This window comes from Mesorhizobium sp. M8A.F.Ca.ET.207.01.1.1 (assembly GCF_004794715.1).
GTDB lineage: Bacteria > Pseudomonadota > Alphaproteobacteria > Rhizobiales > Rhizobiaceae > Mesorhizobium.
Genome location: NZ_SRUS01000006.1, coordinates 483381 through 496257 on the forward strand (window position 1 = coordinate 483381; position 12877 = coordinate 496257).

Consider the following 12877-nt stretch of genomic DNA (forward strand, 5'->3'; position numbering starts at 1 on the left):
CAATGAAAAAACTGCTTATTGCCCTGATGACCACGACCGCCGCAATGTCGCTGGCGGCGTCCGCGCAGGCCGCCGACAAGTTGAAGGCGTGCTGGGTCTACACCGGTCCGATCGGCGATTTCGGCTATTCCTATCAGCACGACCAAGGCCGTCTCGAGGTCGAGAAGGCGCTCGGCGACAAGGTCGAGACCGCCTATCTGGAGAACGTCTCCGAAGGCCCAGACGCCGACCGTGCTTTCGAGCGTCTGGCGCGCGAAGGCTGCAAGATCATCTTCGGCACCTCGTTCGGTTTCATGGACGCCGAAGTGAAGGTCGCCAAGAAGTTTCCCAAGGTGATGTTCGAGCACGCCACCGGCTACAAGACCGGGGATAATCTCGGCATCTACAATGCGCGCTTCTATGAAGGCCGCTACGTGCTCGGCCAGATCGCCGCCAAGGAATCGAAGTCCGGCGTCGCCGGTTACATCGTCTCCTTCCCGATCCCGGAAGTGGTGATGGGCATCAACTCCTTCATGCTCGGCGCGCAATCGATCAACCCGAACTTCAAGGCCAAGATCGTCTGGGTGAACTCGTGGTTCGATCCGGGCAAGGAAGCCGACGCCGCCAAGGCACTGTTCGACCAGGGCGCCGACATCATCGTCCAGCACACCGACTCGACCGCTGCCCTGCAGGTGGCCGAAGAGCGCAAGCTGCACGGCTTCGGCCAGTCGTCCGACATGATCAAGTTCGCGCCGAACGCGCAGTTGACGTCGCTGACCGACGAATGGGGCCCGTATTATATCAGCCGCGTACAGGCAGCCATCGACGGCAGCTGGAAGCCGGACAATGTCTGGCTCGGCATCAAGGACGGCGCGGTCAAGCTCGCGCCCTACACCAACATGCCCGACGACGTGAAGGCGATGGCCGAAGCGAGCGAAAAGAAGATCGCCGGCGGCTGGAACCCCTTCACCGGACCGATCGCCAAGCAGGACGGCTCGGCGTGGCTCAAGGACGGCGAGGTCGCCGACGACGGCACGCTGCTCGGCATGAATTTCTACGTCAAGGGCGTCGATGACAAGCTGCCGCAATAGACGGCAGAACATATTTCGATATGGAGAGGGCGCCGCGAGGCGCCCTTTTCATTTGGATGGAGAAGCTGGCGGGAGCTCAGACGGCCGAGCCGTAGAGGTCGTAAGCGTCGGCGCGCTCGATCTTGACGGTGACGATGTCGCCGGCGCGCATCGGGCGGCGCGACTGGATGTGGACCGAACCATCGATCTCGGGCGCGTCATATTTGGTGCGGCCCTTCGCAGAGGTGCCGTGCGCCTCGTCGATCAGCACCGGCAGACGCTTGCCGACCTTCCTGGCAAGCTGCGTCGCCGAGATCTTCTGCTGGCGCTGCATGAAGCGATGCCAGCGCGCTTCCTTGACTTCCTGCGGCACCTGCTCAAGGCCGAGATCGTTGGAACGGGCGCCTCTGACCGGCTCGTATTTGAAGCAGCCGGCGCGATCGATTTTCGCTTCATCCAGCCAATCGAGCAGCATCTCGAAATCGTCGTCCGTTTCGCCGGGGAAGCCGACGATGAAGGTCGAGCGGATGGCGAGATCCGGGCACACATCGCGCCAGCCGCGAATGCGCTCGAGCGTCTTCTCGCCATGGGCGGGCCGGCGCATGTTCTTCAGCACCTGCGGCGAGGCGTGCTGGAAGGGAATATCCAGATAGGGAAGGATTTTTCCATCGGCCATCAGCGGGATGACGTCGGCGACATGCGGGTAGGGGTAGACATAATGCATGCGCACCCAGATGCCGAGCTTGCCCAGTTCCTCCGAGAGATCGAGGAACTTCGCCCGCACTTCGCGATCGCCGAACATGGACGTCTGGTATTTGATGTCGATGCCGTAGGCGCTGGTATCCTGCGAGATGACGAGCAGTTCCTTGACGCCGGCCTTGGCCAGTTTTTCGGCTTCACGCAGCACATCGGCCGCCGGCCGCGAGACGAGATCGCCGCGAAGGGCTGGAATGATGCAGAAGGTGCAACGGTTGTTGCAGCCTTCCGAGATCTTCAAATAGGCGTAGTGGCGCGGCGTTAGCTTGACGCCCTGCGGCGGCAGGAGGTCGATGTAGGGATCGTGCGAGGGAGGGGCCGCCTCATGGACGGCGGCCATCACGCTCTCATAGGCCTGCGGTCCGGTGATCGCCAGCACGTTGGGGTGCTTCTCGCGGATCACGTCCGGCTCGGCGCCCAGACAGCCGGTGACGATGACCCTGCCGTTTTCCGAAAGCGCGGAGCCGATGGCGTCGAGTGACTCGTCGCGGGCGGAATCCAGGAAACCACAGGTGTTGACGACAACGAGATCGGCGCCGTCATGCTTGCGGGCGATCTCGTAGCCCTCGGCCCGCAGACGCGTGATGATGCGCTCGGAATCGACAAGGGCTTTGGGACAGCCGAGACTGACGAAGCTGACGCGTGGGGCGGACATGGGGCAATTTTCCAATGGACGCGAACCGGAAACACCGATCCGGCCCGCAGTCTCGACATATAACGGTTTGCATGGCTCCCGGCAGGAGCTCAATTCGGGCGGCGCAATAGCACGGCTTCCTCAATCAGGCAAACGGAGCCTTGCGGCTCCGCCTGTGCGTCAGTGCCCGCTTGACCCGAACCAGGGTGACAGGAAGGCGAAATGATCGGGGAATTGCTGCACGGCCCCATCAAGCAGCATCTTGACCGCGACATAGAGGATGATGACCAGGCCGATATAGGCAATCCAGCGGTATTTGTGCAGCAGGCGCGCGACGAACGACGCAGCAAAGCCCATCAAAGCGATCGACAGCGCCAGCCCGACAATCAGCACCGTCGGATGGTTCATGGCCGCGCCCGCCACGGCCAGGACATTGTCGAGCGACATCGAGACGTCGGCGATGACGATCTGCCAGGCGGCCTGCGAGAAGGTTTTGCTCGGCCCCTTGCCGCCAATGACGCCATCCTTGTTGAAGTCGCCGTTCGACAGCGCTTCGGTGGCGTCGCGCTCCTCGTCGTGGGTGACCCGCAATTCGCGCCACATCTTCCAGCAAACCCACAGCAAAAGCAGGCCGCCACCGATAAGCAGCATGGGACCAATGGTCAGCAGCCATTGCGTGATCAGGGCGAAGAAAATGCGAAGAACGGTGGCCGCCGCGATGCCGACCAGAATGGCTCGCTGGCGTTGGCTGGCCGGCAAGCCTGCAGCGGCGAGGCCGATGACGATGGCATTGTCGCCCGCGAGCGCAAGGTCGATGGCGATGACCTGAAGGAGAGCCGAAAAGCCGGCGGCGGTAAATATTTCCATCGACCTGGAAGCCCTTCGTCGAGTGTTCGTCGTCGATCGTCCGAACGGGCCTAAAGGCATGGTCTGCTGGCGTCAAGCCGCAGCACCGGACAACGCTGGAAAACCATTTTCGTGGTGGTGGAATTACGGAAGATTCTCAACATGCGCCGGCGGCAAGCCAATGCGGGCAAGCCCGCGAGAACTAATCGTAGAGATTGTACTTCGGCCAGTCGGCTTCAGGGATCTCATCCCCGATCCGATAGCGGAGCTGGAGAACTTCCATATGATCCGGCCCCGTCTGGCATTTGAACTTCAGCCGGTACCACTGTCCCCTGCTGCGGAACGCCGCACCGGGGCTCCGGATGGCGTCGGCGCTCATCTCTGGCGTCGCGAAGGCGTAGGCGACGACGCGGTCGGCCTTGAACTTGCGATCATCATGGGTGATCCGGTCCAGGACTTCGGCATCGCAACGCTGCTCGAGGCGGGTCTGCGGATCAAGTTTCATCAGTCCGGAGCGCAAGGCGTTGTCCATCGCACTGGCCGGAAAAGCCAGCGTCAGGGACGCAATGGCCATCATGCATAGTGTCTTCATGGGCGGGACAAGCAGCATGTTTTGTCTGAAAAATCAACCAACAGGGGCGGTTCATGCTCGGCAAACCCCGGTATTCAGAGGCCCGGCGCAATCAAAATCTCGTGTCGGGCTTCATCATGCGGGACCTGCGGCCAACGAACCAGCGAGGCGCGGCCGGCATCCGTGAGATCGTAAAGACCACGCTCGACCCTTGCGAACCAGCCATAGACATTGTGCTGCAGAATCTTCGGCGCGATCGGCGTCAAGGCTTTCAGATCGCGCGGCCGTTTGGGGCCGTCCGAAAGCGCGGCGGCGCAGGCGAGGGCGCTCTGCCGGTAGGCGGTCATGATCGGGGCGCGCGATCCGCCGCCGGCGACAGGATCGCCGCGGCGGCGCTGGTGCTCGTCGACAAGGCGAGATCGCCGTCGCGCATTCTTGCGCGGCGCCACGGCGATCGGACTGAGAAGCAGTTCGACCCGATCATTGGCGGTTACGCCAATCAGGCCGAAGCCGAGCCGACGGCAAAGGTTGCGGAACCTGGCATCGCTTTCGCGCCCCTTGCCTCGCGCCGACATGCGCGCCGCCAGCCACACTTCATCGCAAGCAGCCGCACGGTCGACGCCCTGCAGAACCAGTTCGAGATTGAACTGCAGCTTCAACTCGCAGATGACGACAATCGGCGGCTCCCCCTCGCGCAACGCGACGATATCGCAGCCGCCGATTTCCCCTTTCACGACGAAGTCGAGATTTTCCAGGAAACGCTTCACCGGCGCATAGAGTGAGGTCTCGTTCATACCGCAAGGTCTAGCCGATTCGACATGAAAAGCCTCGCAGGCGAAATGGTGTGGCGCGTGCCCGGGCCAGAGCGGGGATTCCGGAATCGGCAAGGCAGGGCTCAGGAATGAAGCTTTGCGAGGAAAGCCAACAGCACGCGGTTGAACTGGTCGGGACGCTGCAAGGGCGCGAAGTGACTGACCTCGGGCAGCATCACCAATTCCGATCCCGGTATGCTGCGGGCCAGATAGGTGGCGTGCTCGTCCTTGATAAACTCGTCGTGCTCGCTTTGGACGACCGCAACGGGCACACGGATCTCTCCCAACTCGGCGGTGCCATAATTGGGTTCGCTTTTCATCATCAGGCCGACAGCTTTGACAAACGCATCGAATTGATCTGGAGTGGCCGACAGCTCGGCATAGTCCTTTTTGTGCCGGCTGAAACACCGCTCGATGACCGGACTGGCCTCGAAGTCCTTCGTGCCGCTGGGATCCATATTGCAGCCGAAGAAGAACACACCGGCGATGCGATCGGCGGCCTTCATGCCAAGGATCAGCGCAACGCAGGCGCCATCGCTCCAACCTACAGCGATGGCCTTGTTCAATTGCAGGCGATCCATCACGGCCAGGACATCCGAGGCCATCAGCTCGTATTTGTATGGCCGTTCGTCGCGGGTGCTGCGTCCATGGCCACGGCTGTCGATGGTGACGACCTGATAGCCGCGCTCGACCAATGATGGGACCTGAAATCCCCAATTGCCGCTATGGCCAAGGCCGCCATGCAACAAGATCACGGGAAACCCCGCCCCAAAGGTGGCGTACCAGATTCTCGCACCCTCATGCTCCACATGGCCTTCGTCCGCCGCGGCCGGCAAAGGAGCGGCACCATGCGCTTCGAATTTGGTGAGGTCGTCATCGCGATAATCCATGCCGAAACAGCCTCGTGGCAAATGCGCAGCGCTTATGTTTATCGCCGGCACCCGCCGAGACCAACCCGCAAGGCAATTTCTGCTGCCATCAGCCGACACGACAGGGGAGGTTGCGTTGCCTAACGGCCGATATTGACCGCACCTCTTGTCGCCCGATCCTGGTTGTTTCGCGCCGGCTGATTTTCGTGGAGGGCTTCGCCGTCCGGCACTGCCCTACTCGATCGTGTCCTGCGGCGCCGCAGCGGATAGCCGATCTGTCCGAAGTAGCTGGAGGGGACTGGATCATCGACGCCATATTTCTCAGGCACTTTGTTGCCAGTCGCATTGTACGTGCCGAACACCACGTCGAGGAAGGGCAACTGTCCGGCGAAGTTCTTGTCGTAGGCTTCGCGCTGGTTGGCATGGTGCCAGCGATGGAACTGCGGGCTGGCGATGAGCCACTTCAAGGGGCCGAACGGAATCCGCAAGTTCGAATGAACAAGCAGCGTGTGCCAGAAGTAGATGATGGAAAAGACAGCGATCGAGGCTTCGGAGAATCCGAGAAAAAAGATCGGTGTCAGCGAAATTGCCTTCGTGACGATGGCGTCGACGGGATGAGAGTGGAATGCGCCGAGCCAATCCAGTTCCTCAATGCCGTGATGAACCGCATGGAACTTCCACAGCGCGGGGATTTCGTGAAACGCACGGTGTGCCCAATAGACGCCTATATCGGTAATCAGGATGATTTCGGCGACCTGCAGCCAGATGGGCTGGCCGCCGACCGCATGCGTTACCGATCGCGGGATCAGCATTGCAGCGGCTTCGAGTGCGTTGGCCGCTATCAGGATTATCACTGCCTTTACCACGAGGCCGTTGAACAGCACGTAGATCAGGTCGACATCCAGGCCCTTGCGCAGGATCTTCTGCGGTCGCTCGGCAAACAGATGCTCGAACGGAATGAAGATCAGCGCGCAGATCAACAGCCCCTTGATGCCAAAGATATCCATTCGACCGCTTATCGCCTTGCCTTTGGCCAGCGCACCCCGCGCTTCAGCTCCCGAACAGAACCACATTTCTCCTTTCCAAAGGCTTGATGCCGGCCGCTTGTGTCGCTCCTGGCTTGTCATGTGGCAAACGCGCTCGCCGGGTGTCACATCCGTGTCGCAAGCTGGCGCTACCTGGTCGGCGCGCGCTTGTCGAACGCAGCGCAACGCGCGTCCTCCCAGGACTAACCCCTCCGGTCCCTGCCGGCGGGGTTTTTCATTTCCAGAACCATATCGTCGGTCGCGAGTTGTCCTTGCTATCATGGCATTACGGTCAGCACAGGGACGCCCATGATGGACGCAAGTGAAATGAGTGCGATCGGCGACACCCTCATGAGGATCGTCACGCCCGACATGTCTCCCAAGCAGCTTGTCAAAGCCGCCCGGAAAGCTCACCCCAAGGCCTCGAAGAAGGATATTGCCAGAGCAGCCTTCTTCTCGATCATCGCAAACGCGGATCAGGACATCGGCAAGGCCAGGAACCTGCAGGCATTTGCCATCGCGGAGCGCGCACAGCAGTCGCACTGAGCCGGTCGCCGCTTGGCAATGGCGTGGGCTTGCCGGCACGCCTTCATCGCCGCGCATATGCCGCCCGGCAGGCCGACATCACGGTATCGCGCAGCCAACGATGGGCCGGGTCGGCGTCCATGCGAGGATGCCACATCGCCGATATCTTGAACCGAGGAATGGGAAGCGGGAGCTCGAAACTCTCGAGACCCGCCGTGCTGGCGTGGTCGCCTGCACTGGCGCTGGCGAAACATGAGCCCGGCACGGTCGCGACCAGTTCCGATTGGCGCACAATCCGCATCGCATCGGGGTAGCCGGGCACGACAACCACGACGGTGCGTCCAAGGCCGAGCTTCTGCAAGGCGCCATCGATCGGCTCGGCGACATTGCCTTCCCGTGACGGCGCATGGCTTCCGCTTGCCCATATCTGCGGTCACCCAACCAACGAAAGAGATCGCCCAATGCCCGCAAGCGTTTTGAACACCCCGTCAGGTACAGTCCTCATCATCGGCGCGTCGCGCGGCCTCGGCCATGCGATGGCGGCCGAGTTCCTCGGGAAAGGCTGGAACGTCATCGGCACGGTCCGGGAAGGCGGCCGGACCAAGCTGCACGACCTCGCGGACGCGTTCGAAGGCCGGCTCGAAATCGAGACAGTCGACATCTGCGAACCCGATCAGGTCACGGCCTTGCGCGACCGGCTGTCGGGCAGGGTGTTGGACATAGTGTTCGTCAATGCCGGCGTGAGCAACAACCCGGCTGAGACGATCGCCGATGTGACGACCGACGAGTTCGTGCGCGTGATGATCACAAATGCACTCAGCCCGATGCGTGTTCTCGAGAGCCTGGAGCCATTTGTTCCGGCGACCGGCCTGATCGGCGTGATGTCGTCCGGGCAGGGGAGCATTTCCAACAACGAGACAGGTCAACGTGAGGTCTACCGGGGCAGCAAGGCGGCGCTCAACATGTTCATGCGAAGCTTCGCCGCCCGCCATGCCGCGACATCGCGTGCCATGGTGCTGATGGCGCCCGGCTGGGTCCGTACGGAGCTGGGAGGGCCGGATGGAAGGCTGAGCATCGAGGAAAGCGTGCCGAGCCTTGTCAACGTCCTGCTTGCCAGGAAGCGAAGCCAGGGATTGCACTATGTCGACTATCTCGGACGCACCGTCCCCTGGTAGATCCTGTCGCTATGCCTGCGCGGCGACGAGCGCCAGCTTGTCCGCGGCCACACGAAATAAAGTGGTACCGCGACCGCTGGCGGCTTCTGCATCTGGCCCTTATTGAGCCGCCGTCATGGCGATGAGCTTTCGGACCTGGACGTACTCTACGCAGTGAACAGGAAAATCCGGCCGGGTGGCCTTCGCGCAGTCTTTCGCGGTGGCGACAGGTTCATTGAGCGGAACGCTCGATGCCTGCGTGGACGCTGATGAAAAAAGCAGCGTTTGGGTGGTCAATGCCGAGACGGCAGCGACTTGTATGAGAAGCGCGGCGAAGGCGATGTTTTTGAGCATGCGCGACAACGCGCCTACCTGCTACAACGTTCCAGTTAGTCGGGCCGCTTTGGGGGCTTTCTTACTTAATCGCCCATCTTGCGGCGGCGTCCCACGTTATTTCGGGCATTTTGCTCCCCCACGTCACCTGGTCGAAAGCGATTTTCCGGGCAGGGGTCACAGGCGTACATTGCCGTCGTTCTGGCGGAGGGAGTGGGATTCGAACCCACGGTGAACTTGCGCCCACGCCGGTTTTCAAGACCGGTGCCTTAAACCGCTCGGCCATCCCTCCACTATGGTTTTTCAACCACTTAGGACAATCGCTATCGGTCGGTTTTGAGCGGCTGGCACCGAATTGGCACCGAAGGCGTTCCCGACCGGTTCGCTGTTCATTCCTGTAGTGCGGCATTGAGGGCCGCGTCAACCACTGCTGCGGCGCCTTCCTGTTGTCCTGGCAGCAGGTGAGCATAAATATTCAACGTGACCGACGGATTGGCATGGCCGGCGCGAGCCGACACGACATGCACAGGAACCCCGCTGCGCAGCAGGTGGGTGATGTGTGTGTGTCGTAGGCCGTGGAAGGTGACTTGCGGAACGCCTGCTGCTTCGGCCTCTCGGGCGAACTCTTTTGAAAACGGGCGAGGGGTCCGAATGCGCCCGTCCCATGTCGGGAAAGCCAGATCCTTCTCGTCTTTGCCCATGCCGAGTTTCAGGCGATGCTCGGCAAGTTCCTTCCGATGCCGGCGGAGCTCGACCACCAGGCGCGCGGGCAGGGCGATCGTGCGGCGGCTGCGGTCTGTCTTCGGTTCCTTGATTGCAAGGCCGGCCTTCGTCTCCTCAACCACCTGGACGACCTGGAGCGTGGCGCGGTCAAGGTCGATGTCTTTCCAGCGCAACGCCAAGACTTCGCCCCGGCGCATTCCTGTCGACGCCGCCATCAGCACCGGCATGTAGATCGACCGGCCCTTCAGATGATTGAGCAGGGCCTTCAACTCGGCATCGTCGAGCACCTGGATTTCTTCACGGCGCACCTTGGGCGTGGTCTGCACCGCCGGCATCGGCGATTGGCGCAGCTTCCTCGCCTTGACCGCGGACGCCAGGATTTGGGAAAGCAGCCGGTGAACATGCTGGATGGTTTGCGGGGCCAAGCCGCCCTTGCCATCTCGGCGGCCGGCTGTGCGAAGGTGATCATAGAACTGGTCGATGCGCGTCCCGTCGAGCTTCTGCAGGGCAACAGTGCCGATCTGCGGGATGATATGCTGCTCTACGATCTCGCCATAGCGCTCCAACGTTTTGGCAGCCGTTTTCGATGGGGCGATCGTCTTGAGCCAATGCCGCGCATATTCGGCGACCGTCGACATCGAGCGTTCGACGAAGGTGCCTTCGTCGATCTGGTTGAGCCGCTTTGATAATTCGGCTTCGGCTTCCTTCTTGGTGCCGCGCACAGTGACGAATTGGGTCTGGCGCTTGCCGGTGGCCGGATCGGTACCGAGATCGAATTTCAGGCGCCAGGAGCCCTTACCCCGCCGAGTGACGTTGCCCCTCATTTGCTGGCTCCCTTCAATCTCGCGGTCAATTCGGCCGCCTCGCGGATCCGCTGTTCGACGTCCCCATCCTTTTCCATCGCGGACGCCGTAGCGTCGGTCGCGACCATGTCTTGGTAAAGCGCCAGTTGGCCCGTCATGGCTCCCATCAGAGTCGCTGCGATCAGCCTGAGGTTTTCAGTCGACGGACATTCTGACCGGCTGGCTTCCTCAATCAGCGCGCGAATTCCGGAAGCGGTCGCATCGAGCGCTTCGCGCACCATTTGCTTCCCGGATCGCTGCTCCGCATCGAAAGCTAACCCAATTTGACAAAGCCGGCGCACAGCTTCGCCTTTTGTACGGATCCGGTTCTTGAAGCCCCAGTCATCGATCGCCGTCACCTCTCCTGGAGAGATCAACAAGTGCAGGCGCTCGGTCTTGTTTTCCTTTGCGGTCACAGCCCGTCCCTTCCTGTCAGCATTATGCACAATATGCGCATATAGTGATTGACCGCAACCCCCCGCGTCCAATACCGTCGTCCAATATGTGCATATGGCGCATATAGAAACGAAGGAGATAAGACCGATGACACTCGAAGAGGCGCTATCGCGCCCGACGGTATCGGTGCCCGAGGCTGGCGAGCTGTTCTTTGGACTTTCCAGAAACGGCGCCTACGAAGCGGCGGCGAGAGGGGATTTCGATACAATCCGGATTGGCAAGAAGATCGTGGTGCCCGTCGCGCCGATCGCTGCAAAGCTCGGTCTCCAGACTTCGTTCGGCAGGGCGGCATGATGATCGCCGCCGGGATCATCCTGCTCGTCCTCGCCGCGGCGCTGCGGACGCGCCTGTTCCGGCTTTGGCTCGCGTTGCTGCTCCTCATGGCCGGCAACGTCCTGATCGCCGCCGCAGATCGGGCCATGGAGCCGCGCCAGTGACCGGCGCCACCGAGCCGAGAGCTCTCCCAATACCGGCTAGGGTGATCGAAGCTGCCGAGTGGTACATCAGCTTCCGCGGAACGCGCGAAGGTCCGGCGGTCCCGCTCCTCCAGGAGCGGTTTGGATTGTCCGCTGCCGAGGCCTGCGCCGTGCTGCGCGAGGTCAACCTTCGACGCGCGAGGGCGATTTGACAACGCCTGGGATGAGCTACGCGATCAACGAGAAAGTCGAGCGTGCCGCCCTCTGGCTGGCCGAAACGCCGATCCAGCAGCATCCTCCGGTCGAGTTCTTCGTCGAGGTGATCCGAAGCCGCTTCAAGCTGACCAATGCCGAATTGATCGCCGCGGTTAGGGAAGCCGATCGCCTGCGCGGAGAAGCCTCCACATGATCAATGGCCGCCGCACCATGGCCGATGCCGTCGAAGTCGTCTGGCGTCACCAGACCTATCGGCGCGTCGGCAGTGAGCCGTACACCCGGAGAGACGGCACCGGAACGATGCTCGGTGTCTGGCGCTCGAACTGCAAGTTCTGTGGCGCCGAATTCGAGTGTCGCGCCTCTGATATGGCGGAGACGTTCAGGGGCACGCGCCATTGCCAGGCGCACCGCCGGCCGGCCGATCGAGTTCGTGCGCCGGATCCCGCGCAGCGCCCATTCACGCCGATCGAGGTCTACGACAACGACGGGGCTCGAAAATGATGCCGCAAAGAAAAAGCCGCGCCTCGATGTCGGTCGAGGACGCGGCGGATCAGGAAGCGTTTACACCCGAAAGATACCCATTGGCCGAGGAGAAGACAAGCAAGGCCCGTAACCGGCTCGACTGGATCGACACCGTCGCACTCGACGCGCGGGTTTCGGCTCATGCTTTCAGGCTGGCGCACGTGCTGCAGTCGCAGTTTGTGAACGAAAAGACAGGCGAAGCTTGGCCGGCTCAGCAGACGCTGGCCGACCTGTGCAACACCAACGAACGGCAGGTCCGATACTGGGTCGCCGAGCTCGCCAAAGCAGGGTTCCTTGAGGTGAAGCGAGGCGGCAAAGGTAGGTCTAACCGGTATGTTTTGACCGGCAGTCGGACTGCCGCTCAACGGAAGGCCTTGACCGGCAGTGGAAATCATCTTGACCGGCAGTCCAACTACAGTTTGACCGGCAGTCGGACTGCCGCCGACTCTCGCTTAGACATCGCTTATGAACTCGGTGGCGGCGCCAAGCCGTCCACCGGTAGTGCTCTACGTTCAGGTCGGCGCTCTACGGTAAACGGTGTTGCCAAGGGCGACGCTCGACCTCCGGTCTCGTCGCCAGCCAATCAGACTCGGCCATGTTGGAGAGGAATGGAGGTCAACCTTCCTAAGCTTGGAGACTGCGTCGTCACCGATACATTCCCCGATCTGCGTCGCGTCCGCGTCAAGGTTATACGAACCGGCGAGACAATGCTGATCGCCGCCAAGCCCGACATCCGGTTTGTCGCAAGCCCAGATGATTTCGACCAGATCGCGCAGGAGGACCGTGATGAAGAAACGCCGTTCTGACACCGCCGCGCAGCTCGATCTGTTCACCGTGCTCGATCGCCCTGCCAATGCGGAGATCATCGCTTTCCCGGCCGAGCGGATGGTCGGCCTGATGCGAGAGATCGCGAGCGAGCTGCTAACAATCTGCGAGAAGCCTGACCGCGACCTGCGCTACCGGGAGATGGTGCGACCTCTCCGGGCTCACTTGGGCGCGTTGAGTTTGCCGCCGGAGGATGTTCGCCGGCATATGGACGCGCTCCGCGCTGGCGTCGCCGCCCAGGCACGCAAGCAGTTGATCCTCTCGATCCTGCATGATCAGCGAGGCGATGCCGCATGACCGCCG

19 protein-coding genes and 1 tRNA gene are annotated in these 12877 nt (G+C 61.7%); 9 read left to right on the forward strand and 11 right to left on the reverse strand.

What is annotated here, in order from left to right; genetic code table 11:
• Positions 1–2 precede the first annotated feature (2 nt).
• On the forward strand, positions 3–1070 hold the full coding sequence (locus EN850_RS20715) for a BMP family ABC transporter substrate-binding protein (RefSeq protein ID WP_127277286.1): 1068 nt from the start codon (positions 3–5) through the stop codon (positions 1068–1070).
• Positions 1071–1146: 76 nt separating this feature from the next.
• Here the strand turns inward: EN850_RS20715 and rimO are convergent, their stop codons facing one another.
• The 6 genes from rimO to EN850_RS20745 form a co-directional block, all read right to left on the reverse strand.
• Complete coding sequence (gene rimO / locus EN850_RS20720; protein WP_135880351.1) at positions 1147–2460, reverse strand: 30S ribosomal protein S12 methylthiotransferase RimO; 1314 nt, start codon at positions 2458–2460, stop codon at positions 1147–1149.
• Between the two features lie 159 nt (positions 2461–2619).
• Positions 2620–3306, reverse strand: coding sequence for a TerC family protein (locus EN850_RS20725; RefSeq protein WP_135880350.1), 687 nt, complete (start codon positions 3304–3306; stop codon positions 2620–2622).
• 181 nt (positions 3307–3487) lie between these two features.
• The gene (locus EN850_RS20730; RefSeq protein ID WP_189591180.1) at positions 3488–3895 is read right to left on the reverse strand and encodes a DUF930 domain-containing protein; all 408 of its coding nucleotides are present in this window, start codon (positions 3893–3895) and stop codon (positions 3488–3490) included.
• A 56-nt stretch (positions 3896–3951) separates the two neighbouring features.
• Positions 3952–4650, reverse strand: a complete 699-nt coding sequence (locus EN850_RS20735) for a DUF2161 family putative PD-(D/E)XK-type phosphodiesterase (protein ID WP_136092131.1) — start codon at positions 4648–4650, stop codon at positions 3952–3954.
• A gap of 101 nt (positions 4651–4751) precedes the next feature.
• Positions 4752–5558, reverse strand: a complete 807-nt coding sequence (locus EN850_RS20740) for an alpha/beta hydrolase (protein ID WP_136092132.1) — start codon at positions 5556–5558, stop codon at positions 4752–4754.
• 119 nt (positions 5559–5677) lie between these two features.
• A complete protein-coding gene (locus EN850_RS20745) occupies positions 5678–6544 on the reverse strand; it encodes a sterol desaturase family protein (RefSeq protein ID WP_136092189.1) in 867 nt (288 codons plus the stop codon).
• 330 nt (positions 6545–6874) lie between these two features.
• Here EN850_RS20745 and EN850_RS20750 point away from each other — a divergent pair, with 330 nt between their 5' ends.
• The gene (locus EN850_RS20750) at positions 6875–7108 is read left to right on the forward strand and encodes a hypothetical protein (RefSeq protein WP_136092133.1); all 234 of its coding nucleotides are present in this window, start codon (positions 6875–6877) and stop codon (positions 7106–7108) included.
• A gap of 43 nt (positions 7109–7151) precedes the next feature.
• Here the strand turns inward: EN850_RS20750 and EN850_RS20755 are convergent, their stop codons facing one another.
• On the reverse strand, positions 7152–7448 hold the full coding sequence (locus EN850_RS20755; protein ID WP_136092134.1) for a hypothetical protein: 297 nt from the start codon (positions 7446–7448) through the stop codon (positions 7152–7154).
• Between the two features lie 100 nt (positions 7449–7548).
• Between EN850_RS20755 and EN850_RS20760 the strand changes: the two genes are divergently transcribed.
• The gene (locus tag EN850_RS20760) at positions 7549–8262 is read left to right on the forward strand and encodes an SDR family NAD(P)-dependent oxidoreductase (protein WP_135880343.1); all 714 of its coding nucleotides are present in this window, start codon (positions 7549–7551) and stop codon (positions 8260–8262) included.
• Between the two features lie 99 nt (positions 8263–8361).
• Here EN850_RS20760 and EN850_RS20765 read toward each other — a convergent pair whose 3' ends face one another.
• From EN850_RS20765 to EN850_RS20780, 4 genes are all read right to left on the reverse strand, one after another.
• Positions 8362–8595: a hypothetical protein gene (locus EN850_RS20765; RefSeq protein ID WP_127872417.1), complete on the reverse strand. Its 234-nt coding sequence runs from the start codon at positions 8593–8595 to the stop codon at positions 8362–8364.
• A gap of 181 nt (positions 8596–8776) precedes the next feature.
• A tRNA-Ser gene (locus EN850_RS20770) sits at positions 8777–8866 on the reverse strand.
• A gap of 97 nt (positions 8867–8963) precedes the next feature.
• Positions 8964–10121: a site-specific integrase gene (locus tag EN850_RS20775; protein ID WP_136092135.1), complete on the reverse strand. Its 1158-nt coding sequence runs from the start codon at positions 10119–10121 to the stop codon at positions 8964–8966.
• The gene (locus EN850_RS20780; RefSeq protein WP_136092136.1) at positions 10118–10555 is read right to left on the reverse strand and encodes a hypothetical protein; all 438 of its coding nucleotides are present in this window, start codon (positions 10553–10555) and stop codon (positions 10118–10120) included. The genes EN850_RS20775 and EN850_RS20780 overlap by 4 nt, the downstream gene beginning before the upstream one ends.
• A 127-nt stretch (positions 10556–10682) precedes the next feature.
• Here EN850_RS20780 and EN850_RS20785 point away from each other — a divergent pair, with 127 nt between their 5' ends.
• From EN850_RS20785 to EN850_RS20805, 6 genes are all read left to right on the forward strand, one after another.
• Positions 10683–10889 (forward strand): hypothetical protein, encoded by a 207-nt coding sequence (locus tag EN850_RS20785; protein WP_189591182.1) that lies wholly within the window; start codon positions 10683–10685, stop codon positions 10887–10889.
• Positions 10886–11032 (forward strand): hypothetical protein, encoded by a 147-nt coding sequence (locus EN850_RS36395; RefSeq protein ID WP_189591184.1) that lies wholly within the window; start codon positions 10886–10888, stop codon positions 11030–11032. Before EN850_RS20785 ends, EN850_RS36395 begins: the two co-directional genes overlap by 4 nt.
• A gap of 187 nt (positions 11033–11219) precedes the next feature.
• Positions 11220–11420, forward strand: coding sequence for a hypothetical protein (locus EN850_RS20790; RefSeq protein ID WP_136092138.1), 201 nt, complete (start codon positions 11220–11222; stop codon positions 11418–11420).
• Entirely contained in the window at positions 11417–11728 is a 312-nt protein-coding gene (locus EN850_RS20795; protein ID WP_136092139.1) for a hypothetical protein, read from the forward strand. The genes EN850_RS20790 and EN850_RS20795 overlap by 4 nt, the downstream gene beginning before the upstream one ends.
• A complete protein-coding gene (locus EN850_RS20800) occupies positions 11725–12555 on the forward strand; it encodes a helix-turn-helix domain-containing protein (RefSeq protein ID WP_136092140.1) in 831 nt (276 codons plus the stop codon). The genes EN850_RS20795 and EN850_RS20800 overlap by 4 nt, the downstream gene beginning before the upstream one ends.
• On the forward strand, positions 12536–12871 hold the full coding sequence (locus tag EN850_RS20805; RefSeq protein WP_136092141.1) for a DUF6074 family protein: 336 nt from the start codon (positions 12536–12538) through the stop codon (positions 12869–12871). The genes EN850_RS20800 and EN850_RS20805 overlap by 20 nt, the downstream gene beginning before the upstream one ends.
• Positions 12872–12877 lie beyond the last annotated feature (6 nt).

Excerpts from the sequence above, each read along its gene's own strand:
- EN850_RS20785 (WP_189591182.1), top strand. The coding sequence starts at position 10,683 with ATGACACTCGAAGAGGCGCTATCGCGCCCGACGGTATCGGTGCCCGAG.
- EN850_RS36395 (WP_189591184.1), top strand. The coding sequence starts at position 10,886 with ATGATGATCGCCGCCGGGATCATCCTGCTCGTCCTCGCCGCGGCGCTG.
- EN850_RS20730 (WP_189591180.1), bottom strand. The coding sequence starts at position 3,895 with ATGCTGCTTGTCCCGCCCATGAAGACACTATGCATGATGGCCATTGCG.
- EN850_RS20805 (WP_136092141.1), top strand. The coding sequence starts at position 12,536 with ATGAAGAAACGCCGTTCTGACACCGCCGCGCAGCTCGATCTGTTCACC.
- EN850_RS20760 (WP_135880343.1), top strand. The coding sequence starts at position 7,549 with ATGCCCGCAAGCGTTTTGAACACCCCGTCAGGTACAGTCCTCATCATC.
- EN850_RS20740 (WP_136092132.1), bottom strand. The coding sequence starts at position 5,558 with ATGGATTATCGCGATGACGACCTCACCAAATTCGAAGCGCATGGTGCC.
- EN850_RS20725 (WP_135880350.1), bottom strand. The coding sequence starts at position 3,306 with ATGGAAATATTTACCGCCGCCGGCTTTTCGGCTCTCCTTCAGGTCATC.
- EN850_RS20775 (WP_136092135.1), bottom strand. The coding sequence starts at position 10,121 with ATGAGGGGCAACGTCACTCGGCGGGGTAAGGGCTCCTGGCGCCTGAAA.
- EN850_RS20715 (WP_127277286.1), top strand. The coding sequence starts at position 3 with ATGAAAAAACTGCTTATTGCCCTGATGACCACGACCGCCGCAATGTCG.
- EN850_RS20750 (WP_136092133.1), top strand. The coding sequence starts at position 6,875 with ATGGACGCAAGTGAAATGAGTGCGATCGGCGACACCCTCATGAGGATC.
- EN850_RS20745 (WP_136092189.1), bottom strand. The coding sequence starts at position 6,544 with ATGGATATCTTTGGCATCAAGGGGCTGTTGATCTGCGCGCTGATCTTC.
- EN850_RS20735 (WP_136092131.1), bottom strand. The coding sequence starts at position 4,650 with ATGAACGAGACCTCACTCTATGCGCCGGTGAAGCGTTTCCTGGAAAAT.
- EN850_RS20795 (WP_136092139.1), top strand. The coding sequence starts at position 11,417 with ATGATCAATGGCCGCCGCACCATGGCCGATGCCGTCGAAGTCGTCTGG.
- rimO (WP_135880351.1), bottom strand. The coding sequence starts at position 2,460 with ATGTCCGCCCCACGCGTCAGCTTCGTCAGTCTCGGCTGTCCCAAAGCC.
- EN850_RS20800 (WP_136092140.1), top strand. The coding sequence starts at position 11,725 with ATGATGCCGCAAAGAAAAAGCCGCGCCTCGATGTCGGTCGAGGACGCG.
- EN850_RS20765 (WP_127872417.1), bottom strand. The coding sequence starts at position 8,595 with ATGCTCAAAAACATCGCCTTCGCCGCGCTTCTCATACAAGTCGCTGCC.